The sequence below is a fragment of the Natronogracilivirga saccharolytica genome (assembly GCF_017921895.1).
GTDB classification, from domain to species: Bacteria; Bacteroidota; Rhodothermia; order Balneolales; family Natronogracilivirgulaceae; genus Natronogracilivirga; species Natronogracilivirga saccharolytica.
In genome coordinates this window covers 93398-117164 of sequence record NZ_JAFIDN010000009.1, presented here as the reverse complement: position 1 = coordinate 117164, position 23767 = coordinate 93398, and the positions used below count along the sequence as shown (strand labels likewise).

Sequence of the window (23767 nt, the reverse complement as noted above, 5' to 3'; positions counted from 1 at the left end):
ATCAGGGGTTAACCGGTATATGGGTCAGGCCGGAGGTTTCATCGAGTTCAAACATAACATTCATGTTCTGCACGGCAAGTCCGGCAGCACCCTTGACCAGGTTGTCAATGGCACTGATGACCATGATATTACCGGTTCGGTCATCATAATCAACATATATATTGCAATAATTGGTGGCACGGACATCCTTGAGTGCCGGAGGTTGCCCACACATACGGACAAACGTCTTGCCTTTGTAGAACTCTTTAAAAATACTTTCCAGTAGTTGTTTCCCGGTCTCGTCTTTTCCCTTGTTGTCATCGAGCAGCTTCCTTCCGGTGCTGTCTGGACGCAAGTAAACCGTTGACAAAATTCCACGGTCTACAGGTAACAGATGAGGTGTAAACTGCACTGGTCCGAGAGCACCTCCGACATCCTCCAGTACACTTTGAATTTCAATGGTATGGCGATGCTTCTTTACACCATAGGCTTTAAAATTGTCATTCACATTGGAGAACATATTGGTGGCCGAGGCCTTGATCCCGGCTCCGGTAACCCCGGTTTTGGAATCAATAATGATGCCGTCCTTTTTTATGATCCCCTTTTGCACCAGAGGCGCCAGGGCAAGAATGGCTCCGGTCGGGAAACAACCCGGATTGGCAACCAGGCCGGCGTTGCGGATACGGTCAGCGTAAAGCTCCGGCAATCCGTAAACAGCATTCGGAAAACCCTCCGGATAACTGTGCTGTTTGGGGTACCACTGCTCATAGATTTCGGGAGTTGGAAGCCGGAAATCACCTGAAAAGTCAACAATCCGGAAATCTTGTCCGGCAAACTGTTTTACATAGTCCATGGAAACACCATGCGGCAATGCCAGAAACACCACATCCAGATCCGTTTGCGCGACCTTTTCGGCTTTTTCCAGTTTTTGATCAACTATCCCTGCAAAGAAGGGATGTATGTCAGAAAACATTTCTCCGGCGCGGGATTCTGAAGTAATCAGAGAAAGCTCCACACGGGGATGTTGCGAGAGAATACGAACAATTTCAGAGCCGGTATAGCCGGTGGCTCCGACAACTGCGGTTTTAATTTTTTGCATAAGTCAGGAGACTATGGTTGTTCCAACCGGTTCCCTTCTGCCAACAGAAAGCAGCTGGTCGGGATCGGTTCCGTTAATAATTACTGCGGCGGCAGCGCCATTTTTCAGCGCTATTTCACAGGCTTCGGTTTTTGGTATCATTCCCCCCCGGATGACCTGCTTATCTTTCAGTGATGAAATATCAGATATCTGAAGCTCTGAGACCAGTGAAGCGGGATCATCAATATCGCGCATCAAACCGTCAACATCCGTGAGAACGACAAACTTTTCTGCCTTCAAAGCTCCGGCAAGGTGTCCGGCAAACATATCGGCATTCACGTTGTACTCATTGCTGTCCACATCAGCGGCCAGGCAGGCCAGAACCGGGATAAACTCATGCTCCAAAAGTAAATCCAGCAGCTGCGTATCGATGCTTACAACATCGCCGACCTGTCCCAGATCGTACTCCTCGACATGACCGTCAACCTCCTTTTTATGCAGCCGTTTGATGGCAGTGGCAATTTTACCGTCCTTCCCTGAAAGCCCGACCCCTCTGTATCCGGACTGATTGATCAGCTTTACCAGTGTGCCGTTAACCTGACCCTTTAAAGCCTTTTCCACATGCTCATACGCTTCGGGCGTGGTCACACGGTGTCCGTCAATAAACTCGGACTCAATGTTTGCCTGAAGAAGTGCCTGCTTGATGAAAGGACCGCCGCCGTGAGCGATAACCACATTGTACCCATAGTTTTGAAGCAGACAGATATTCTTGACAACCTGCTGCTTGAGCACATCGTCGGTCATGGCGTTGCCGCCATATTTTACTACAATTACCGGTTTTTTCTCTTTCATCTGACAGTCCTGTTCTGATTTATCTGACAGTCTGTAAAGATAAGTTATTGACGGGACGATATCACCTTTCTATCCAATTTAGATACATGCAAAATAAACCGGCAATGACCGTTCAGAAAACCCGAAATGGACTGATTTTCGACATGTTTCAGAAAAATGCGAAATAAAAGAATGTCACCGCAACAGCAAGAAATACCAGTGTCATGCCACCCCCGGCCTTGAAATAGTCTTTTGTCCGGTAACCTCCGGCCGTCATCAGCAGCGCATTTACCTGATGCGTGGGAAGTACAAACGAGTTACCGGCCGATACGGCAGCAAGCAGAACAAGCGGCCGCGGGTCCACGCCGGCAAGGGTACCGATACTTACTACAAGCGGGGCCAGTACCACGACAGCACCCACATTGGACATCACCAGTGAAAAAACTGTGGAAATAACGGCTACGGTCAGCAGAAGCACATAAAGCGGACTTCCCTCGACCACACCCATAACACTCCGGGCAAGAAATTCTGCAGCACCGGAATTTTGCATTGCCACTCCGAGTGGAATGAGTCCTACAAGAAGGAAAACCACCTTCCATTCAATGGCTTTGTATGCATCCTGAATGGACATTACCCGGGTCAGGATCATGGCAACGGCACCGGTCAGAAATGCGATGGAGATGGAAAACCCGGACATGGCCAGGGCTATGGCAAGCAGAAAACTGCCGGCTGCGTGCCAGGTTTTGGACCGGTCCCTCGGTTCAACATCAAACGGAGTAGCCACAACAAACGGATCACTGTTCTGAAGCTCCTTGATATGTGACCAGGGACCATAAATAATAAATGTATCGCCAGCGCGGATCTCATGGTCGGATATATCACCTTCAATACGCTCTCCCTGACTGAAAATCATCAGTGGTTCCACAGCATAACGCTTGCGCATGGAAAACTTCCGGATCGTCTGACCGACCAGTTCGGATCTCGGAGGAACAATCACCTCGACAAATCCGGACTCATCCGGGTCATCCAGCCCCTGAAACATGTGATGGTCTTCGGTTTCTTTCAGCTTATAGTCGGATACATACTTTTGGATTTTATCCTGGTCGCCATACAGTGCCAGCACCTGTCCCTCTTCAAAATGGGTTTCGCGCCACGGGGCGTAATCGGCATACTGATCATGGGACAGCGCAAGTATGTTGATATGGTAAGTATTCCAGACACCGGATCCCTCAACAGTTTTGTCAATCAGCGGACTCCCCTGAGGAATGCGGTAATACCTGATTTTCTGATCCAGGTTGAACGCTTCGATCAGTTTCTCCTGCTCAGTCAAATCCTGGCGGGCTTCGCTGCTTCCCTGCGGAAGCACATATTTGCCAAACAACAGAAAGAATACTATCGCGGCCAGAAGCAATGCGATTCCGACCGGCGTAACCGCAAAAAGTCCGTAAGGCTCCAGGTCTGCACTTTCCAGAAGATCATTGGTCAGTATGAGGTGTCCCGAGCCAACCATGGTGAGCGTCCCGCCTATGATTGCGGCAAAACCAATCGGCATGATAAGCTCAGAGGCGGATATTTTGATGCGCCGGGCAATATCCAGGATACTCGGAAGAAACAGCGCGGCTGCTCCTATGTTCTGAATCACACCGGAAAGTGTGCCGACAGAGAGCGACAGTGTGCCCAGAATCCCTGTTTTTTTTGTTCCGACCTTGCGCAACAATGCTTTGGAAAAACGCGCCATCATTCCGGTCCGCGCAATTCCTTCGCCCATAATCATGACCGCTATCATGGCTACCACCGCATTGCTCGAAAAACCTGACAGCGCCTCACTTGTGGAAAGAATGCCGGTCCAGCTCAAGGCCAGCATCGCCAGCAACGCCGTGACATCGATCCGGACCACCTCCGTTACAAGCATGATGATCGTCAGCCCCGTAATGGTCAGTACAATCAGAATATCAGCATCCATACCTCTTGCCTTTTATCAACCTTGACTGGTTAGTACAATTCGTTTATATATATTTATATATCTATATAATATATAATTAAAATTCAGTGATTGCAACAGCGACAAACAAATGATATCCAGCCGCACCTGCTTCGTGCACCGGCGTGCGGCCTTACATTTTTATTGCGTTGAGCCCCCGAAGCCATTAATATGTATCAGGAAACTTTAACAGGCAAGAAGAATTGGCAATCCCGATACCTGAAAAATAACATCAAACGCAACCACGATGGAAAAACACGACATTGCAGTCATTGGTGCCGGAATAAACGGGTTCACCTCGGCCCTGATCCTGCAATTGATGGGATACAAGACGCGCATTTATGCTAACGACAGGGCGGATTATCCTGCGGACACATCCGATCCGATGTTTTCAAGTCTTTATCCCGCTGCATCCGTTATCCCCAGAAATCTTGACAGCCATACTCTGTATCCCGTTTTCCGAAAGTCTATCGGCATTTTCGGCAAGCTGCATCAAAACGACATCCTGCCCGTCAGTAAAAACACGCACTTTGAGATTACCGAAACCAGAGGAGCCGAGGCGGAAAGTCTTCAGCCGGACTATCTGGAGCTGATGAAAAATGTGGTTACGGTCAATGAAATGGATGATTGGGTGCCGAAACGAAGCGAAGCCACCGTCAAGGGATGGAAATTCGATTACTATTTTGCTGAAATGCCCTCTTATACCAGAGAACTGGCCGGGATGTACGAAAAGGCCGGAGGCAGTTTTGAAAAAATCAAGCTCCACAGAGAGCGCCTGAAAACCCTCCCCTGCGATATGATCGTAAACTGCAGCGGTGCTGCGGGCATCGATCTGTTCGATGATCCCGCCGACCCGGTCTACATTGCCGGTCATTTGTTTCATATTCCCCGACGCAATTTGCCGGATGGATTTGGAGGGCCTTTTCCTTCATATACATACACACCCGACGCGGATGTGTACTGCGACCGGCACGGAAAGCCTATGGACCTTTATTTTTATCCGCGCGCGGATGGTTTGATTTTCGGTGGAAGCCGGTTTCGTGTACAACGGCCGGAAGACCGTTCCCACATTCGCAGATGGTACAATGACGAACTGATCTCGGTCAACGGAAATGCCATCCCCGCCAGGCTGGTTTCGATCAACCGCGATATTTTCATGAATACATACGGGAAAAATATTGAGGCGCTCGGAGGAGAAGTCATTTTCGGATACCGGTTCACAAGAGATACTCCCGGTGGGCTTCGTCTCGAAACCGATCAGAAAAATGTCAGCGGAAAACCGGTCATTCATAATTACGGACATGGCGGGTCCGGTGTCGGTCTTTCCTGGGGTTGTGCCCTGGACGTAGCCAGGAAAGCGTCAAAACTTCGTCCGGTTCCGGATGAAAAAAAGGTCATACTGCGAAGTACCAATGCACTGGCTGAAAAGCTGTCCGGATTCACATCCCGAAAACAGAAAAACTGACTGACAGAACGGAATATCAAATCAGAATAATTCAAAAGGGTAACAGCATGGACAGGAACGAAGCAACGGCACTTCTTGAGGAGTGGATACCCAACGAAAACCTGCAGCGGCATTGTCACATGGTAGCTTCGGCAATGGAGGCCTATGCCCGGAAACTCGGCAAGGACACCCGGACTACGGAAAACTGGTGGCTGGCCGGACTGCTTCATGACCTTGACTGGGAAAAGAAGCCGGACGAGCATCCCAATTATGCTCTTGATCACATTTTCCCGGATACCGGTCTGGACGAGGAAGTTATAGAAGCTATCCGCGCTCATGCCCCGGAACGCACCGGTGCAGAACCCGAGTCGGAAATAGCACGGTATCTGTATGCGTGTGACGAGATCAGCGGTTTCATGCACGCTGTTGCGCTGATGCGCCCTGAAGGATTCAGGGGAATGAAAGCCAAATCCGTGACCAAAAAGATGAAAGACAAGCGATTTGCCGCCAATGTTAACCGGGATGATATCCACAAAGGTGCCGGGCTGATCGAAACCGACCTTGGCGATCACATCGTATTTCTGGCGAAGGTCTTTGAAAATTCATGATGATCCGTTTCATCTGTTATATCATAGGGTTTGTTTTGCTGCTCTCGGGCTGGCAGCTGTCAGTGTGGCAGTTCTCACACTGCCAGGCCTCTGCCCTGTCCGGCAGCTCACACGATGCCCCGGATGCATCTGCTTCGGGATTTCCTTTCGATGGTGACGTTGCACTGGGCTGGCAGGTGAGAGCCGCGGCAGGCACGTCCGGAAACATGCCCTTCTGGTTCCATTCCAATCAGTATGGTGAGCTTGAAAAAGGCAGTCAAAACGCTGCTATTAATCTATACGGGACATGGAATTACCGATTCGAATCGGGAATCGCCCTATCTGCCGGAGCCGACCTTCTGACAAGAGCATCAGGCGAACCTGACGCCCGTTTCCAGGAGTCATATTTCCAGGCGGGATACGGCCACTTCAAACTCACCGCCGGACGCAAGAGAGAAACCTTCGGCCTGGTTCATCATGACATGTCGGTCGGATCACTGATCGCATCAAAAAATGCACGGCCGATGCCCAAAATCACTTTTTCCACCGACGGATATCAAACGGTTCCGGGCACCGCAGGATTTTTGTACTACAATGCGTCGCTTGCCCATGGATGGATGGATGACGACGAGTACCGGTATGTGGATGACGAACTGCTTCCCAGATACCGTTTTGTGGACGGAGTCAAGCTGCACCAAAAACACCTTTACCTGCGGATTTTTTCCGAAGATGCGCCTGTGGAGCTGCACGGCGGACTTGTTCATTTCGCCCAGTGGGGCGGATATTCACCCATCTTCGGTCAGGCACCGGAAAGTTTCAGCAATTATCTGGATGTTTTTTTCGGGCGCGCCTCAGATTCGAAAGAGGTCATTGGCGGCGGAGAGACCCCGAACGCATTTCAGAACCACATCGGCAGCTATGACTTCTCCATAGTGAGCAATATCAGTGGCTATCAGCTCGGGCTCATCTGGCAGATCATCCTTGAAGACACTCCAAACGCCCGTTTTGCGGGCCTGCGCGACGGGCTCTGGGGCGGATATCTGCGACGCAACGGTGCCGAAAGGCCGTTGATCAAGGCCGTTTCATACGAATATCTCAGTACACGTTACCATCTGACCGGCAACCGCGACTGGGAGCCCGCCTACGTCAACTACTACAATCACTACGCCTATCGCGGTGGCTGGACTTACTATGGCAGAGCTATCGGAAACCCGCTCTATTTCAGCGAGGATCAGTATCTCGGGGTATCCAACAACAAGCTGCTGGGGCACCATCTGGCAATTAAAGGATATATCGGCCCGGTTCATTACCGCACATATGCCACTTACAGCAGAAATTACGGAGCACAGCGCGTTGACCGTCCGGACGGCGTGCGATTCAACAATTTTTTCGACCGCAAAGATCAATGGTCTTTTTTACTGGATCTGGAAACCAGGCTGGGTGATGATTATACTGCGGCGGTAAGTCTTGCTGCCGACTTCGGGGATGTCTATAAAAACAACCTCGGACTTCAACTGACGTTATCGGCATTATTTTGATGCGCCCGTCGCGTTTATCCGGCCGGCTTCGCATGCCGCTATTTTTTTTGAAAGTTCATCCTGTTTACCAATCTGCTAACCCGCAAACCGAATGAAGCAGCGCGTCACATTGTTGTCCAAGTAGTTGCAGATAGTCCTGCCCACATTCCAATATTTACTAAATCCAGAAACTATGAGCACACTGAATGGAAAGCGCGTATTGATGTTCGTTGATCATGTATATGAAGATCTTGAACTCTGGTACCCGAAACTCCGGCTGACTGAGGAGGGTGCTGAAGTTGTAGTAGCCGGCCCCGAAGAAGGGGTTGTTTATACCGGCAAGCACGGCTACCCGTGCCGGTCTGATGCCGCTATCAACGAAATGGAATCCGGTGATTTTGAAGCTCTTGTCATTCCGGGAGGTTTTGCGCCGGACAAACTGCGGCGGGATCCGCGTGTACTCCAGCTCACCAGGGAGATTCATGAAGCCGGAAAGCCGCTGGCTCATATTTGTCATGCAGGATGGATCACCATATCAGCCGGTGTGATGGATGGATTCCGCTGTACATCCACCCCCGGAATCAAGGATGACCTGAAGAATGCCGGAGCGGAATGGGTCGATCAGGAGGTCGTGGTGGACCGCAATCAGATCAGCAGCCGCAACCCGAATGATCTCCCCGCTTTCTGCCGTGAAATCATCAAGGCGATGATCCGGTAAGGCTGTAAAGCAGGCATTTCACTATGCGCCACACACTGGTTGCCGGGCTGAATTAGCCTGGATTATTCTGACCCCACTAATACTTGCCGGGCTGAATTGGTATGTGCTACAAAATACCTGCCTGGCCGGCAGCGAAGGTCAGGCAATAATCACGTACCAGAACGCCATCGTAAGAACGGAAACCGGAATTCCCACGCTGACCATCTGGGATGCGAGACGCGGATTGAGTCCGTAGGTTGTTGCCAATATGGAGCCGGTTATGTTGGGTGGAGTTGCTGCCTGGATAATGCTTGCCTGCACGGCAACACCTTCACCGCCGGTGATCAAAACATAGATCACAAACAGTATTGCCGGTGCAATCAGAAGCTTGTATATCAACCCGACAGACATCGGCTGCAAATCATACCCGCGCTGCCTGAATTTCAGCTGCATTCCCACCGATATCAGTGCCACAGGTGCCAGTGTTGTTGCAAATACATCAAGCACATCCAAAACAATACCCCCGGTGGTTACTCCTGCAATATTCATAATGATAGCCAGTATGAATACAATGAAAGGCGGAAAGGTAACCACCTGCCGGAGCAGGGCCCGTTTTTTTGTCTTACCTGCTGCATAAATTCCGGCTACTGCTATACCGATGGTGCTGACAATGACAAACGATCCCGACTGATCCATCAGCAATGCCATGCTCAGTCCCTCCTGGCCGAAAAGGGTTTCAGCGACAGGGTAACCGATAAAAAGGGTGTTGCCCAGTCCGCCCGTCAGAATGATGCATCCTATGGTTTGTCGTGACCAGCTCAGCCACCGGCCTGCCATGTTGATCAGGACGATGGCCATGAAAAAGATAATCCAGGCGCTTGCAACCGGGTAGAGCAAATCTGTCTGAATCTCGATTTCCGGGATATGTATGAGTCCCACAGCCGGAAGAGCGACATAAATCACATACTGATTGAGAACCAGATAGCTGTTATCGGGAAACGCCTTGACAAACTGAAGAATTACTCCGATCAGCAGGCTTGCAATAAGTAAAAAAGCCGGTGCTAAAGGATCCATGATCAGGGAACGGGAAGCGGATCACCCAGGTCGAAAGTGGCTTCAAAACTGAGCTCGCCGTCCAGGTAAAGCCGGTAATAATAGACGTCGTTTTCCGTATCGATTTCCTTGGACCAGACATTTATTTCCCGCTGAGGACGCTCGGCGATGGTAAACTCATCAGCCGGAAAAAAATGCTTGACATCGGAAGCGCGCGCGTCGGAATATCCGCCGTACATGTTCTGATCATATTCGGTCCCGTCGGGATAGCGGTGATCATGGCTCAGATGCAGCGTGCCGTCCCTCATTTCCAGAATCCATGTCCGTGAAGTGTCGTCATCGACATGGAAGGGAATACGGATTTCCTCTTCGGAGCAATCCTCGAGAATCATGAGCATGCGCGGGTCTTCCAGCGGATGGTCGTCATCACCGGTTCCCAGGGCAAATTCCGTGGTCCGTCCCTCATAGGCGTATCCGCAATACTGGCTCAGGTTTTCGAGAAACTGACGTCCATCTTCTGCAGAATCGTTGCATGAAGTCATGGTCATTGTGGCCAGGAGCAGAGGAAGAATGAGAAAACAGCGGGTATATTTCGTAATCATGTCGTTTTGATTTGCCGGGCCTCTCCCGGTTTTGACCAGAAGTTTCCGGATAGCGGTTGATTTCGTTCTAATTCGTTCTAAATGATGACTTGGTCCGTTCGCGGGAATTCGACGGGAATTTAACAATTTTTTCGGCTTGATTACCAATGTGGTCTGTCAATTCCGCCGAAAACAGCGGTAATCCGTTCACTCTCCCATCCGCAGTGCGGCCAGTGTCGTCAGCCCGTATGCTGCCGCAGCGATGCCCATCACCAGGCCAAATCCCGATCCCAGCGCCACAACTGTGGCCAGCGCTGTAGCCGATACCGACAGGCAGCTGTCAATTCCGCATGCCCACGGGATCTGGGTGTCATTGCTGCCGGAGAGGCGCCGCAGACCAAAGGGAAACATCATACCCATGAAAAATGCCGGGGGCGCCAGCAGCAGGGCCACGGTCAGCACCTTGCCAAATACCGGCCAGGACATCGTCACACTCAGCAGCGGCATCAGCAGGAATGTGTATAAAACGATCAGGGCAACTACGGTCAGTCCCGTCCGGACAAGTGCCGTTCTGTTTGCCGGAAGCCTGGATGAGAACCGGCTGCCGATACCGGAAAACAGCAGCAGCGCAGCCAGAACCGCGGCTGTGGCATAAACCGGCTGACCGAGATATAGCACAAGCTTCTGTATCAGAACCATCTCGAAAAACATGAACCCTGTACCGATACCACTGAAATAGAGAAATGTCCACCGGCGGCGGGTTCCCTTCCATCCAACCCGGAACAGCGGCAATATGATCAGCACAATGGAAGCGACCACAATTTGCACAAGCGTTGCCCAGGCCATTACAAAGCCAAGCTCCATATACGGGATTTGATCATCCCCGTACATCTCACGCAGCTCCGGAATGCTTTCGAGCGTCATGAAATGGGAGAAAAACGGCCGGTTGTCGGTTGCCGGAGAAATGTCAAAAGTGTAGCCCTCAAGGAACCGCTCCGGTTTGCCGAATACAAGGGTATCCACATAGTCGAAAAATCCGGGATCTTCGGTTTCGTTGAAGCGCTCGCGCTCTTCGGCGCGGATGTCCGACATCACGAGCGGATCAAACGACCGGTCCCGTGAAAATTCGCGTGCCTTATCCCGTTCGGCTGATGTAAAGGGCGACCGGCTCATCAGAAATGTTATCGTCCCCCAGTTTCTGACGGCCATGATGTGATCGGCTGGTTCATCCTTGCCATGCGTATCCAGCATTGACCGCCAGGTCGCAAGCAGCTTCAGCGATGTCCGGGGCGGGTGCTCATCCCATGCGGTAACGGAAATCATGCCGTCGGGGGCCAGCTGTTCCCAGTACGCTTCAAAGGCCTCGTGTGTCAGATGGTACTGCTCCTGCAACGCATGCACCCCCGAGGTTCCGCCGAAAGCACCAAGAACCGGAAGCACCACCAAATCCATTTTCTGTTTATCAGAACCTGCAAGCCAGGTCCGCACACTGTTGCCGTAAACATTCACTGCGGGATGACGGTACAGCGAATCGATCCATTCCGGATGATCCCGGATCAGCAACCGGTTGGACTGCCGGTGCGGCTCGACCACCGTAATCTGCTCCACATCGTGGTAGACGCCTTGCGAAACGTCGGTTCCGGTGCCGGCTTTGAGAACCAGCATCGATTTTTGATCACGCAGGGCAAAAGGCAGCCCGCGTGTGGTGTAGTCCAGAATGTGCGGACCATCCTCAGGATCGAGGATTCCCAGCAGTGTCCCGAAATACTCACCGTTGTTGAACATGACATCACGGACGGGCGGCTCTCCACGGTGCTGCAGGCTGAGCGCCGGAGCAAATCGCTGAGCGGGGGCACTGACTACCTGCAGCAAACCGTAGGGACTGGATGTTTCGTGAACGATTTCGGCATCGGGGAGCTGTCTGGCTGCATATATCGCTTTGTATTCCGATGTTTCGGGAGTAACAGGAAAGAGAAGCCCGGCTGCAGGAAACAGAAGTCCGGCTATGGTAAGTGAGCGGACGGGCAGCGAATCCGGCCGTACAAGCCAGGCGGCAGTCAGTGGCAGAAGCGCCAGAACAGAGGCAACATATCCGAGCGGAAGTATCCAGAAGAGCAGGATAACAAACAGGGCGCCGGCTGCAGATCCTGCCAGATTGAAGAAATAGAGTTTGCTGATCTCATCCACCTTGCAATAAAAAACCAGTGTGATGGCAAGGCCGCTGAAAAAGAAGGGCAGGCAGTAAATCAGATATGAGAAGACCATCAGGCCAATCTGTGCCCGCTCGAAGAAGAGAAGAAAGGCGTCAAAATCACCAAATATACCAACCATCCAGGCGGTTCCGGCCATCGAAATGCCTGACAGCAGGTACAATACCGGCAGCAGCACCTCAAAGTGCGATTTCATCCACTCTCTGAACAGGGCCAGCACTGTTCCGGCAGCCCCGAAGCCCAGCATGGCCATGGATATGACCATATAGGCGAAATGGTGCCACTGGGTGATCGACAGAATCTGCATGATCACCAGCTGAAATGAAATCACCGATACCGAGGCGACACCAACAGAAAGCGGAATACTGATATTGCGAAGGGCTATGCCGACACTGCGAAAAGTCATTCGCCTACTCTTCTTCCCTGGTGAATGGCACGAAACGGACCGGCATCAGGTTGCGGGTCCGGACATCATCGCCATCTTTCTGGACCAGCATCAGATTCTGGGTCTGAAACGGCGACCCGACCGGAATAATCATGCGTCCGCCATCCTTCAGCTGCTCCACCAGCGGGGATGGGATGTGATCGGCGGCAGCGGTCACCACAATGGCATCAAACGGGGCATGCTCTTCCCATCCGTAATAGCCGTCGGCGTGCTTGACCTGAACATGATCATAACCGGCTTCTTGAAGGTTCTGTCCGCCCCATTCCGCAAGATCACCGATAATTTCAATGGTGAATACGTTATCCGTTATTTCGGCAAGAACGGCAGCCTGGTAACCGGATCCGGTTCCGATCTCAAGCACATTCATGTCCGGTTTCGGCTCGATGAGCTGAGTCATGTAGGCCACAATATAGGGTTGTGAAATGGTTTGTCCGTGGCCGATGGGCATGGGTCCGTCGGAATACGCCCTGCGCTGGTCGGATGAGCGCACAAAAAGATGACGCGGCACATTCCGCATTGCTTCAAGTGTCTCGCTGTTGTCGATTCCCCGGCCGGCTATTTGCTGTTCCACCATCTGTTCACGCTGGCTGGCAAATCTGTCTTCGTCCGCTCCGGAACCCCGTTCCCCGGCAATGCTCGTTTGTGCGGACAGGAGCGATTCACCGGCACCGGCAGGCAGCACAAGGACAAGCATCAAAATGCACAGCGGCACAGCCCATGCTTTTTTGAATTTCGTTATTCCTTGCGGCATTGCAATGCGGCGTGCGGTCAGATTCATGATCTCACGTGCGTGTTTCCAGGGAATGTTATTCATAATATTTCGGGAAAAAGTGTAATTGCTCATGAATTTTTATGTGATTCCGGATGCGTTCTGTGAAATTTCCGGATGGTATTCAGATAAAGTTGTCAAGCCCGTTCTATTGTGCACAAGATTGAATAATCTGATGCGCTTTAATTTATCCACCAGATGGTTCCGTTCAGAACCGATGCATAGCTGACCCAAAAAATGTACGGAATCATCAGGTATCCGGCCAGCGGACGGATGAGGTAAAACAGCCTGGCCGTGATGATGATCAGAGCCAGAAGGAACAGCACCTCGATAAAAGCCAGGCCAAGGAGCTGCCATTCGAAAAAGAGGAATGACCAGAGCACGTTGAACAGCAGATGAACTCCGTATACGGAAAGGGCCAGCCATGGCGATACCGCTTTTCTCAGCAGCATGTTTTCATAGGACGCCGTTCTTCCGCTGTAATAACCGCTGGTCCGGGCCCCGGAACGGTACACCAGCCAGGCAGCTATGCCCATAAGCAGAAAAAGTGTGGGCCAGACTACCGGGAACACCCAGTCAGGTGGCGTGAAGTCCGGCTTTGCAATGGTGCGGTACCAGGTATCAATATTGGGCCGCGTGGCGACGGACCCAATCAGACCGGCGGACTGGGCGATCAGGATGCTGAAAATCAGCGTCAGAAAACTGTGCAATCTGCTCATCGGGTTGTATATTTGATCCACCGTACACTACCAATCGTAACATAATGCATTTTCGGAACTTTTAAATGACTATTGCCGAACAAATACTGGCTTTTAACGAGCAGCTGGAACTGGATGAGGCTTTGCTGCCGGACAGGATTTCCGTAATGAACCCTTTCCGCGGGGAGCATGCCGATACCATCCGGGATGTCACCTCCCGGTTTTACCGCAAGTTCTACTCCGACAACCGGCCGCGTCACCTGATTCTTGGCATTAATCCCGGAAGATTTGGTGCCGGAGTGACCGGTGTGCCGTTTACCGACACAAAGCGCATGAGAGACGTCTGCGGCATTGACATCGCCATCGATCCCACACATGAACCTTCATCGGTTTTCGTGTATGAAGTGATCGATGCGCTGGGCGGTCCGGATACCTTTTACAGCCGGTTTTACATCAATTCGGTCTGTCCGCTCGGATTCACACGCCGGAATGAGAAGGGAAATGAGGTAAACTACAATTTTTACGATGACCGGCAGCTCCAGGAGGCGGTTACCCCGTTTATCGAAGAGTGCATAGAGCGACAGATCGGTTTCGGTGCGGCAACCGATTTGTGCTTTTGCATGGGGCGCGGAAAAAATTTCAAATATCTCAATGCATTGAACAAAAAAAACGGATGGTTCGGGGAGGTCGTCCCGCTTGACCATCCGCGTTTTGTAGTGCAGTACCGGTCGAAAAGAATGCAGGAGTATGCAGACGGCTATGCGACTGCACTCTCCCGCTCTATGACCTGAAAGTGAATGCCACGATTGTGACCGACCAAAGTCACCAGTGACGACAGTGTTCAGAATACAGAATACCGCACAAACTGCCGGCTGTCACAACAGCATGGATGTCGGATTCTCAAGCAGGTTGCGAAGTGTGCTCAGAAACTCGGCAGCTTTGGCGCCGTCTACCACGCGGTGATCGCTGGAGAGCGTCACTTTCATGCGCTTTCCGGGTACCACTTCGCCATTTTCCACTACCGGTACATCACGAATGGCACCGATCGCAAGGATACAGGCATTCGGCGGATTGATAATCGCTGTGAATTCTTCAATGCCGAACATACCCAGATTGCTTACTGTAAAGGTGCTTCCCTCCCAATCCTCGGGCTGAAGCTTTTTGTCACGTGCCCGTGCGGCAAAGTCTTTGGTCTCTGCCGATATGTCCCGCAAACCTTTCTGATCGGTATGCCGGATGACCGGTGTGAGAAGCCCTTCATCCACAGCCACGGCAACGGCAACATTGACATCTCCATGCAGGCGAATCACATCACCCAGCCAGGATGAGTTAATCCACGGGTGGCGGCGCAATGCAACCGACACTGACTTGACAACCAGGTCGTTAAAGCTGATTTTGACATCGCTGACTTCATTCAGAGAAGCACGGACTTCAATAGCCCGTTTCATGTCGATATCCACGGTTTCATAGAAATGCGGATAGGTAAATTTGCTCTCGGCCAAACGCTTTCCGATAGTCTTGCGCATCTGTGAGACCTTGATGTCTTCATCCTCGCGCAGGCTGGTACCGGAAACAGAGGGTTTTGGAGCCTCTGCAGCTTTTTTGTCTTCCTGCTTTTCGTCCGGCTGAGCAGCGGCGGATTCTTTGGCCGGAGCCTCATCCTTGAAGTTCTCGATATCATCCTTGACAATGCGTCCATGCGGACCGGAACCCCGGACTTTACCCAGGTCAATTCCGCGTTCTTCCGCCATTTTTCTTGCCAGCGGGGAAACTTTGATACGGCCGTCATCTTTGCGGTCATCCCCGGACTCTCCGTTGCCACCGGCTTTCTTCTCTTTTTTCAGGTCGCCGAACAGCGGGTCAAAATCCTTGCCGGAACCCTTCTTTTTCTCAGCTCCGGACTCATCGGCTTTCTGATCCTCTTCTCCGGCATCATCACCTTCCTTGTCTTTCTGATCCTGCTCGTCCTTCTCTGCAGTATCAGCACCAGCATCGGAACTTTCTCCATCCACCATTCCGGAAATATCTTCCCCTTCTTCGCCAAGTATCACCAGTTTGGCGCCCAGTGGAACGGCATCTCCTTCATTGACAAGAATCTTCAGTACGGTTCCGGGATCAAATGCCTCGAGCTGCATGGTAGCCTTGTCGGTTTCCACTTCCGCCACGATGTCACCGGCTTCCACTTTATCGCCTTCCTTAATGTTCCATTTGGAGATGGTGCCCTCTTCCATCGTGTCACTGAGCTTGGGCATGTCAATTATCGTTGCCATAATGCTTCCTCAAATATTGTGTCGTTAATTTCTGTAGGTTACGGTGTTGACAGCATCAATAACCTGTTTGGGTCCGGGCAGCCAGGCATCAAACAGCTGTTTGGAGAACGGAGCTGGCACATCCGGGATCGTGACCCGCTGAACGGGAGCATCCAGATAGTCAAAGGCATCCCGCTGGATCTGAAAGCCGACTTCGGAAGCCACACCACCGAAGGGATGTGATTCATCAACCACCACACAGCGGTTGGTCTTTTTGACCGATGCAATCACGGTCTCCATATCAAACGGTTTGATGGTCCGGGGATCAATAATTTCCGCCTCGACACCATCTTTGGACAACTGCTCCGCAGCCTGTTTGGCAATATGATACATTTTGCCGTCAGCTACAACGGTAACATCCGATCCTTCTCTTTTAATTTCGGCCTTGCCTATGGGCAGCAGATACTCCTCCTCAGGAATCTCCTGCTTGAGTCCGTACATTTGCTCCGACTCAAGGAAAATGACGGGATTGTCATCCCGGATGGCAGCTTTCAGCAGTCCTTTGGCATCGTACGGCTCTGACGGATGTATGGTTATGAGTCCGGGAAAGTGGGCGTAAAGGCTTTCATAGGACACCGAGTGGGTGGCTGCGAGCTGACCGGCCGATCCGTTCGGTCCGCGGAATACGATGGGAATCTTTACCTGTCCGCCACTCATGTGCCGGATTTTGGCAGCGTTGTTTATGAGCTGATCCATCCCCACGACCGCAAAGTTGAACGTCATGAACTCGACAATAGGCCGCAGACCGTTCATAGCCGCTCCGACCCCGAGTCCGGAAAAACCAAGCTCTGAAATCGGGGTATCTATGACCCGCTTGTACCCGAACTGGTCGAGCAACCCCTGCGTGGCCTTATAGGCGCCGTTATATTCGGCTACCTCCTCACCCATGATAAAGACATTTTCATCGCGCTCCATCTCTTCACGGATGGCATCGCGGATTACTTCTCTGAATTGTTGTTGCGCCATGGTAATACTGTTACTGAATTTCTGTTAGATTCTGATCTGTTCCTGTTTTGTGTAATGCCGGTTCCTGCCTGACACGTAATCAGGTGAGATACGGGAAATCGTCTTCGGCATAGACATCTTTGTACAACTCTTCAACCGGCGGAAACTCGTTGCTGTCGGCAAACTCAACAGCCTCAAGCACGGTATTTTCAACCTCCTCATCGATGGCCTTGAGGTCATCTTCAGTGGCGATATCCTTTTTGAGGACGTATGTTTTGAGACGTTCGATGGGATCAATTTTCTTGTACTCATCGAGCTCTTCCTTCGTACGATAATTGGCCGGATCACTCATGGAGTGTCCCCGATAGCGATAGGTGACCACTTCCAGGAAATAGGGTTCCTGAGTCTTGCGGACTTCCTCGCCGACTTCCCGGATCTTTTCGATCATGCTGAACAGGTCCATTCCGTTCACTTTGTCAAATTTCATTCCATATGGAAGAGCGCGGTCGGCCAGATCGCCGGCACTGTGCCGCTGCACGGCAGTTCCCATCGAATAGCCGTTGTTTTCCACGACGTAAATAACCGGCAGCTTCCAGAGCTGGGCCAGGTTGAAGCTTTCATTCAGCGAACCCTGGTCAACGGCACCGTCACCGAAGAAACAGATGGTAACACGGTCATTTTCTTTGTACTTGTTGGCAAACGCAATGCCGGCAGCCAGCGGCAGATGAGCACCGACAATGGCATGACCACCCCAGAAGTGTTTTTCCGGCTTGAAATAGTGCATGGATCCGCCCTTGCCCCTGCTGCATCCGTCCTTTTTACCGAACAGTTCGGCCATGGCTTCGTTGGGAGTAATCCCTTTTACCAGTCCCATGCCATGATCGCGGTATGCCGTTATGAAGTCATCATCTTCCCTGAGAGCAAATGCTGATCCGGTAGAAACGGCTTCCTGACCAATGTACAAATGAAGGAATCCTCCGAATTTGCCTTTTTGGTACATCTGCATGGACCGCTCCTCGAAGCGCCGCTGCAGATACATGGATTTGTAGAGTTCCAGCAATTCATCTTCGGAAATGTTCAGCCCCTTATGCGTCTTCTGTGTCGCCTTTGGAAGATCGGTTGCCCTTATTATGGACGCTGTTTTGCTTTTAATGTTCTCTTTACTGTTATTAGACATTGAGATTCTGATATATTTTACTGATGTAATTTATTTCTCTGTACTGATTGAGATCTGAACTCATGTTTCTGTGCGGATCCCGTATTTCGGATGAATCCGTCTTAATTTTCGCTTGCAAATATACAGAAAATAGTTGAGCTTTCTGAGCTCTATTAACACGCAAGTGGCCTGAATCATTCTGAAAAATTCAGGCCGGCAACGGTCTTTGAACAATTTCAGCGATCCGGGTTTCCGGTCGCGCTCAGCCGAGCTCGTCTTTTGCCTGATCGAAAACCTTTTGCAGCTGATCCGGCTTTTTTCCGCCGGCGGTTGCCAGGTTGGGCTGACCACCACCGCCGCCGCCTACCGTTTTGGCAAGTTTTCCGACCAGCTCGCCGGCTTTTATACCGGAAGCAATCAGATCGTCTGTTACTGCTGCCATCAGGAACGCCTTTCCTTTTTCCTCATCACGGGCTCCAAGCACAATCACAGTTTTTTCGCCGGCCTTATCCAGCCCGTCATAACCAAGCTGTTTGAGGGTATTCATATCGGCATCTTCAATTTCACCGGCAACCAGCCGGATACCGCCTTCAGTAGCCTCCGCCCCGGAGAGCAGTTCATCAAACCGCAATCCGGCTTTAAGGCGGTTCATCCGGGACAACTCCTTTTCAAGCTGCTTCCGCTCTTCCATCAGCCGCTCAATTTCCTTATCCGGCTGCCCGGAAGTACCGATCTGACGGCGTATGTTCTGCAGCATATGTTTTTCACTCCGGAGATACGTATCGGCGACCGATCCGCTCACCGCCTCCAGGCGCCGGATTCCCGCGGCTACGGATGACTCGGAAACCAGACGCAGATAACCGACCTTTCCGGTGGCATCCACATGCGTTCCTCCGCAGAGTTCGACGGAATAATCGGGATCAAACGTTACAATCCGCACCCTTTCTCCGTACTTCTCCCCGAACAACATCATCGCCCCGCGCTTTTTCGCCTCGTCAATGGGAACGTCCCGCTCCTCCTCCATCGGAATATTCTGCCTGACCTTCTCATTCACCCGCTGCTCAATCTCATCCAGCTGCTCCTGAGTCACCGGCTCATAGTGCGAGAAATCAAAGCGAAGACGGTCCGGCGCCACAAGTGACCCGCGCTGAGCCACATGATTGCCCAGTGTCTCACGCAAGGCGGCATGCAGCAGATGCGTGGCCGTGTGGTGACGCTCGATTTCCGCACGACGGTCGGCATCAACAGCCGCTATCCAGGTTCCTTCCCGGCTGTCAGGCATCTTGTCGACAAAATGCACCCGGTGACCGGCAATGTCGGCCACATCTTTTACATTCAGGGTGACACCGCTATCCGGATTGGCAAGCACACCCGTGTCGGAGATCTGTCCCCCGCTCTCAGCATAAAACGGAGTACGGTCAAGCAGCACAGCTGTCCTGCCGTTCACATCCTGTACTTCCAGTATGCGGCACGTCGACTTGCGTTCATCGTATCCGGTGAACTCGGAGCCTGTTCCTGCTGAAGTGGAAAAGTGCCGCGACAGGTCGGGCTGGTCATCATCCTCGCCGGATTTGAATTTGCCGGCCTTGCGGGCACGGTCTTTCTGCTCTTCCATCAGCTCATGGAACCGCTCATGATCGACTTTCAGCCCCCGCTCGCGGGCCATCAGCTCCGTGAGATCGATAGGAAACCCGTAGGTATCGTGCAGCTTGAATGCATCATCACCGGAAATCACCGACTGCCCGCCGGACATGCTCTCTGTCATCTGATTGAAGTAAGCGATCCCCTGGTCGAGCGTGCGAAGGAAAGAAGTCTCTTCGGAGGTCACGACCTTTGTAACGTGGCGCTTTTTTTCCTTGAGTTCGGGAAACACATCGGCAAACTGCTCTGCAAGGACGTCCACGAGTTCAGCCATGAACGCTTCGCGGATATTGAGCCGGTCCCAGGCATAGCGGCTTGCGCGTCTCAGAATCCGGCGGATCACATATCCACGGTCTTCGTTGCTGGGCGCAGCCCCGTCGGCCACGGCAAAACTGACGGCCCGAATATGGTCGGCCACCACTCTCATGGCAATATCGGTCTGCTCAGCCTTGCCGTATGCAACCCCGGCCCGTTTGCTGATGGCATCCAGAAGCGGAGTAAAAATGTCTGTGTCGTAATTGGAGCGCTTGCCCTGCAGTACGGCGACGATCCGCTCGAAGCCCATTCCCGTATCAACGTGCCGGGCCGGCAGCGGATTCAGCGAACCGTCTTTCTGCCGGTTGAACTGAATAAAAACCAGATTCCAGATCTCCATAACCCTGGGATCATCCTGGTTGACAAGTGTGGCACCGTCCACCTTCTTGCGTTCGGCATCCGGACGCAGGTCAATGTGCACCTCGGAGCAGGGTCCGCACGGACCGGTATCTCCCATTTCCCAGAAATTATCGGCTTTGCCGTACTTGAGAATGTGATCTTTGGCTATGGGCGTTTCGGATGCCCACAACCCTGCAGCCTCTTCATCGGCAGGCAGGCCGTCTCTGTCATCGCCCTCGAAAACCGTGGCATAAAGCCGGTCGGGCTCCAGTCCCCACCGGTCAACCAGCAGCTCCCAAGCCCAGGCAATTGCTTCCTTTTTGAAATAGTCGCCAAATGACCAGTTGCCGAGCATTTCGAAGAGCGTATGGTGATAGGTATCGTGACCCACCTCATCCAGATCGTTGTGCTTGCCGCTGACACGGATGCATTTCTGGGTGTTGGCTGCGCGCTGCCACTGCTTTCCGGAGCGCTTAAGCCCCTGCTCTTCACCAAGGAAGATGGGTTTGAAGGGGTTCATTCCGGCGTTGATAAACAGCAGTGTCGGATCATTCTCCGGCACAACCGGCGCACTTTCCACGATGATGTGTTTTTTTTCACGGAAAAACTCGAAAAAATCCCGGCGGATCTGGTGTGAGCTGCGAACGGACATTCAGTACTCAGTTTCGTTTGTTATTAGGTTTTCTGGATGCGTTTATCAGCCTGCACGCATCTTCAGAACGATATGTGTAAAGCCTGATAAGATAATAAATACTGGTGATATATGCTTGAAGCTGAGTATGTAAAAGGCAGCCGGTCCTTCATGAGACAGCATTGCATAACAAGCTTTCATTGAGATATTGCACACATTGCAAGCCACACGGATAATTTATTTGCGGCTGCAATGGTAGTGAATCACGCAAAGCATTTCGTATATTGACAAGATTGTTTTGCACATGTCAAAATATTCAACAATAACGCTACAATTATCATGAAAAACCTATTGACCGTATTTCTTCTCGGCGGGCTGATGTGGGCTGCTGCCTGCTCACCGGATGCCGGGGAGCCCGTTGCCGACACCGGCGAACCCCGGGCTGACACCGATCACACACACATTCTAGATACAGTGGAATATTCCTCCGAAGCCATGCTTTCAGAAGACAACCCCTTTTCAAAACCGAGCTCACTCCCCTTTGAAGCACCTGATTTCAAATCGATAAGTGAGAAGCACTATCAGCCGGCAATGGAGGCCGGGATGGCGCAGCAAATGGAAGAGATAGAAGCGATCGCCGGCAACCCGGAGCCGCCGACATTTGAAAATACCATCGTTGCGATGGAACACAGCGGTGAGCTGCTTACCCGTGTGCAGCGTGTGTTTTTCAATATGACATCTTCCCATACCAATGAAAAGATCCAGGAGATCCAGTCGGAAATGGCTCCGAAGTTTTCCGACCATTCCGATAATATCCGGCTCAACAGCGATTTGTTCGGGCGTATCGAAACGCTCTATGAGCAAAAAGAGGATCTCGGCCTTGATGAGGCATCCGAAAAACTCCTGAAAGACACCCACCGCCAGTTTGTGCGTGCCGGCGCCCTGCTGGACGAAGAGGAGCAGAAACGCATCCGGGAAATCAACAGCGAACTCTCCTCACTGACCACCGAGTTTCAGGAAAAACTTCTGGCCATGACCAGTGAGCGGGCGGTTATCATTGAGGATGAAAGCGACCTGGAGGGACTCAGTTCCGACCGGATTGCCGCTGCCAGAGAAGCTGCAGCAGATCGTGACCACGAAGGAAAATACCTGCTTTCGATCACCAATACGACCCGGGTACCCATCCTCACCAGCCTGAAAGACCGTGATGTGCGGCGACGCGTCTGGGAGGCTTCTGCTAACCGCGGTACCGGTGAAAATGACGGTATCGATACACGGCCGATGGTCCTCCGCCTGGCTGAGCTTCGTGCAGAGCGGGCGCAGCTGCTCGGATACGAAAACTACGCTGAATATGCCATCGACCCGCAAACTGCAGAAACCCCGGGCAATGTTCTTGATATGCTTACGGACCTGATCCCGTCCGTCCGGGCCAATACCGAGCGCGAAGCGGAGATGATACGTCAGAAAATGCTGGAAGACGGCATCGATGACGAGGTCATGCCGTGGGACTGGGAGTATTATGCAGAACGCGTCCGTGAATCCGAATACGACATTGATGATGAAGAGGTACGACCCTATTTCGAACTGAACAGAGTGCTTGAGGATGGCGTTTTTTACACGATGAACCGCCTGTACGGCATCTCTTTTGAAGAACGGTTCGACCTGCCCGTCTATCACGAAGATGTGCGGGTGTTTAATGTGTATGATGAGGACGGCGAACAGCTCGGTCTGTTTTATGCCGATTACTTCGAAAGGGATTCCAAGCGTGGCGGTGCCTGGATGAGCTCGTTCGTCGGACAGTCACACCTTCATGACAAAAAGCCGGTAATTGTTAATGTACTGAACATATCGCGTCCGGCAGAAGGCGAGCCGGCACTGATCAGTTTTGACAATGTCACCACGCTTTTCCACGAGATGGGCCACGGCGTGCACGGCCTGTTTTCGGATGTGAAGTATCCCTCGCAGGCGATGACATCGGTACCCCGTGATTTTGTCGAATTTCCATCCACTTTTGAAGAAGACTGGGCGATTCATCCGGAAGTGCTGGCCAACTATGCCATTCACTATGAAACCGGTGAGCAGATTCCAGAAGACCTTCTTGATCGTGTGATTGCTGCCAGAGAGTTCAACCAGGGCTTTGAGACCCAGGAGTACCTCGCGGCAACCATGATCGACATGGAGTGGCACACACTCCCGCCGGATGAAATACCGGACGACGTCATTGCTTTCGAAAACCAGGCCATGGCCAAATATGACCTTGATTACAAGCCGGTTCCGCCGCGATACAAATCACCCTATTTTGCGCACATTTTTTCAGGCGGATACTCGGCCAACTACTATGCCTATATCTGGAGTGAAGTACTGGCGGCTGACGCCTTTGAATATATTCAGGAGCGGGGCGGACTCACCCGCGAGAACGGCGACCACTACCGTGAAACCATCCTGTCGCGTGGCGGCAGCAGGGAAGCAATGGACTTGTACCTTGACTTCCGCGGTGAAGAACCCGGTGTTGAAGCACTGCTCCGGCGCCGCGGACTGGAAGTAAAACCCTGAACCGCGAA

Annotated in this window: 18 protein-coding genes; 6 read left to right on the top strand and 12 right to left on the bottom strand. The window is 51.9% G+C overall.

Features of this window, described 5'->3' with window-relative positions:
• Window position 1 precedes the first annotated feature (1 nt).
• The 3 genes from argC to NATSA_RS11455 form a co-directional block, all read right to left on the bottom strand.
• Window positions 2-1078: an N-acetyl-gamma-glutamyl-phosphate reductase gene (argC, locus tag NATSA_RS11465; RefSeq protein ID WP_210512739.1), complete on the bottom strand. Its 1077-nt coding sequence runs from the start codon at window positions 1076-1078 to the stop codon at window positions 2-4.
• A 3-nt stretch (window positions 1079-1081) separates the two neighbouring features.
• The gene (gene argB, locus NATSA_RS11460; protein WP_210512738.1) at window positions 1082-1909 is read right to left on the bottom strand and encodes an acetylglutamate kinase; all 828 of its coding nucleotides are present in this window, start codon (window positions 1907-1909) and stop codon (window positions 1082-1084) included.
• 148 nt (window positions 1910-2057) lie between these two features.
• Window positions 2058-3851: an SLC13 family permease gene (locus NATSA_RS11455; RefSeq protein WP_210512737.1), complete on the bottom strand. Its 1794-nt coding sequence runs from the start codon at window positions 3849-3851 to the stop codon at window positions 2058-2060.
• A gap of 265 nt (window positions 3852-4116) precedes the next feature.
• On the opposite strand from NATSA_RS11455, the gene NATSA_RS11450 reads away from it, so the two are divergent.
• The 4 genes from NATSA_RS11450 (at window position 4117) to NATSA_RS11435 (ending at window position 8135) form a co-directional block, all read left to right on the top strand.
• Window positions 4117-5334: an FAD-dependent oxidoreductase gene (locus tag NATSA_RS11450; RefSeq protein WP_210512736.1), complete on the top strand. Its 1218-nt coding sequence runs from the start codon at window positions 4117-4119 to the stop codon at window positions 5332-5334.
• Between the two features lie 47 nt (window positions 5335-5381).
• A complete protein-coding gene (locus NATSA_RS11445; protein ID WP_210512735.1) occupies window positions 5382-5921 on the top strand; it encodes an HD domain-containing protein in 540 nt (179 codons plus the stop codon).
• Complete coding sequence (locus NATSA_RS11440; RefSeq protein ID WP_210512734.1) at window positions 5918-7438, top strand: capsule assembly Wzi family protein; 1521 nt, start codon at window positions 5918-5920, stop codon at window positions 7436-7438. The genes NATSA_RS11445 and NATSA_RS11440 overlap by 4 nt, the downstream gene beginning before the upstream one ends.
• A gap of 172 nt (window positions 7439-7610) precedes the next feature.
• Window positions 7611-8135, top strand: coding sequence for a type 1 glutamine amidotransferase domain-containing protein (locus NATSA_RS11435; protein WP_210512733.1), 525 nt, complete (start codon window positions 7611-7613; stop codon window positions 8133-8135).
• Window positions 8136-8273: 138 nt separating this feature from the next.
• On the opposite strand, the gene NATSA_RS11430 is transcribed toward NATSA_RS11435, so the two are convergent.
• From NATSA_RS11430 to NATSA_RS11410, 5 genes are all read right to left on the bottom strand, one after another.
• Window positions 8274-9188, bottom strand: coding sequence for an AEC family transporter (locus NATSA_RS11430; RefSeq protein ID WP_210512732.1), 915 nt, complete (start codon window positions 9186-9188; stop codon window positions 8274-8276).
• 2 nt (window positions 9189-9190) lie between these two features.
• A complete protein-coding gene (locus tag NATSA_RS11425) occupies window positions 9191-9769 on the bottom strand; it encodes a hypothetical protein (RefSeq protein ID WP_210512731.1) in 579 nt (192 codons plus the stop codon).
• Between the two features lie 186 nt (window positions 9770-9955).
• Window positions 9956-12364, bottom strand: coding sequence for a spermidine synthase family protein (locus tag NATSA_RS11420; protein WP_210512730.1), 2409 nt, complete (start codon window positions 12362-12364; stop codon window positions 9956-9958).
• Between the two features lie 4 nt (window positions 12365-12368).
• Complete coding sequence (locus NATSA_RS11415; protein WP_210512729.1) at window positions 12369-13217, bottom strand: protein-L-isoaspartate(D-aspartate) O-methyltransferase; 849 nt, start codon at window positions 13215-13217, stop codon at window positions 12369-12371.
• Window positions 13218-13354: 137 nt separating this feature from the next.
• Window positions 13355-13891, bottom strand: coding sequence for a TspO/MBR family protein (locus tag NATSA_RS11410; RefSeq protein WP_210512728.1), 537 nt, complete (start codon window positions 13889-13891; stop codon window positions 13355-13357).
• A gap of 65 nt (window positions 13892-13956) precedes the next feature.
• Here NATSA_RS11410 and NATSA_RS11405 point away from each other — a divergent pair, with 65 nt between their 5' ends.
• A complete protein-coding gene (locus NATSA_RS11405) occupies window positions 13957-14661 on the top strand; it encodes a uracil-DNA glycosylase family protein (protein ID WP_210512727.1) in 705 nt (234 codons plus the stop codon).
• 84 nt (window positions 14662-14745) lie between these two features.
• Here the strand turns inward: NATSA_RS11405 and NATSA_RS11400 are convergent, their stop codons facing one another.
• The 4 genes from NATSA_RS11400 to alaS all read right to left on the bottom strand — a co-directional run bounded on the left by NATSA_RS11400 (window position 14746) and on the right by alaS (window position 21227).
• Window positions 14746-16140 carry a pyruvate dehydrogenase complex dihydrolipoamide acetyltransferase gene (locus NATSA_RS11400; RefSeq protein WP_210512726.1) on the bottom strand — a complete coding sequence of 465 codons (1395 nt, stop codon included), beginning with the start codon at window positions 16138-16140 and terminating at the stop codon, window positions 14746-14748.
• A gap of 24 nt (window positions 16141-16164) precedes the next feature.
• Window positions 16165-17145, bottom strand: coding sequence for a pyruvate dehydrogenase complex E1 component subunit beta (locus NATSA_RS11395; protein ID WP_210512725.1), 981 nt, complete (start codon window positions 17143-17145; stop codon window positions 16165-16167).
• Between the two features lie 79 nt (window positions 17146-17224).
• Window positions 17225-18301, bottom strand: a complete 1077-nt coding sequence (gene pdhA, locus NATSA_RS11390) for a pyruvate dehydrogenase (acetyl-transferring) E1 component subunit alpha (protein ID WP_210512724.1) — start codon at window positions 18299-18301, stop codon at window positions 17225-17227.
• Window positions 18302-18542: 241 nt separating this feature from the next.
• A complete protein-coding gene (gene alaS, locus NATSA_RS11385; protein WP_210512723.1) occupies window positions 18543-21227 on the bottom strand; it encodes an alanine--tRNA ligase in 2685 nt (894 codons plus the stop codon).
• A 318-nt stretch (window positions 21228-21545) separates the two neighbouring features.
• On the opposite strand from alaS, the gene NATSA_RS11380 reads away from it, so the two are divergent.
• The gene (locus NATSA_RS11380) at window positions 21546-23759 is read left to right on the top strand and encodes a M3 family metallopeptidase (protein WP_210512722.1); all 2214 of its coding nucleotides are present in this window, start codon (window positions 21546-21548) and stop codon (window positions 23757-23759) included.
• Window positions 23760-23767: the final 8 nt, after the last annotated feature.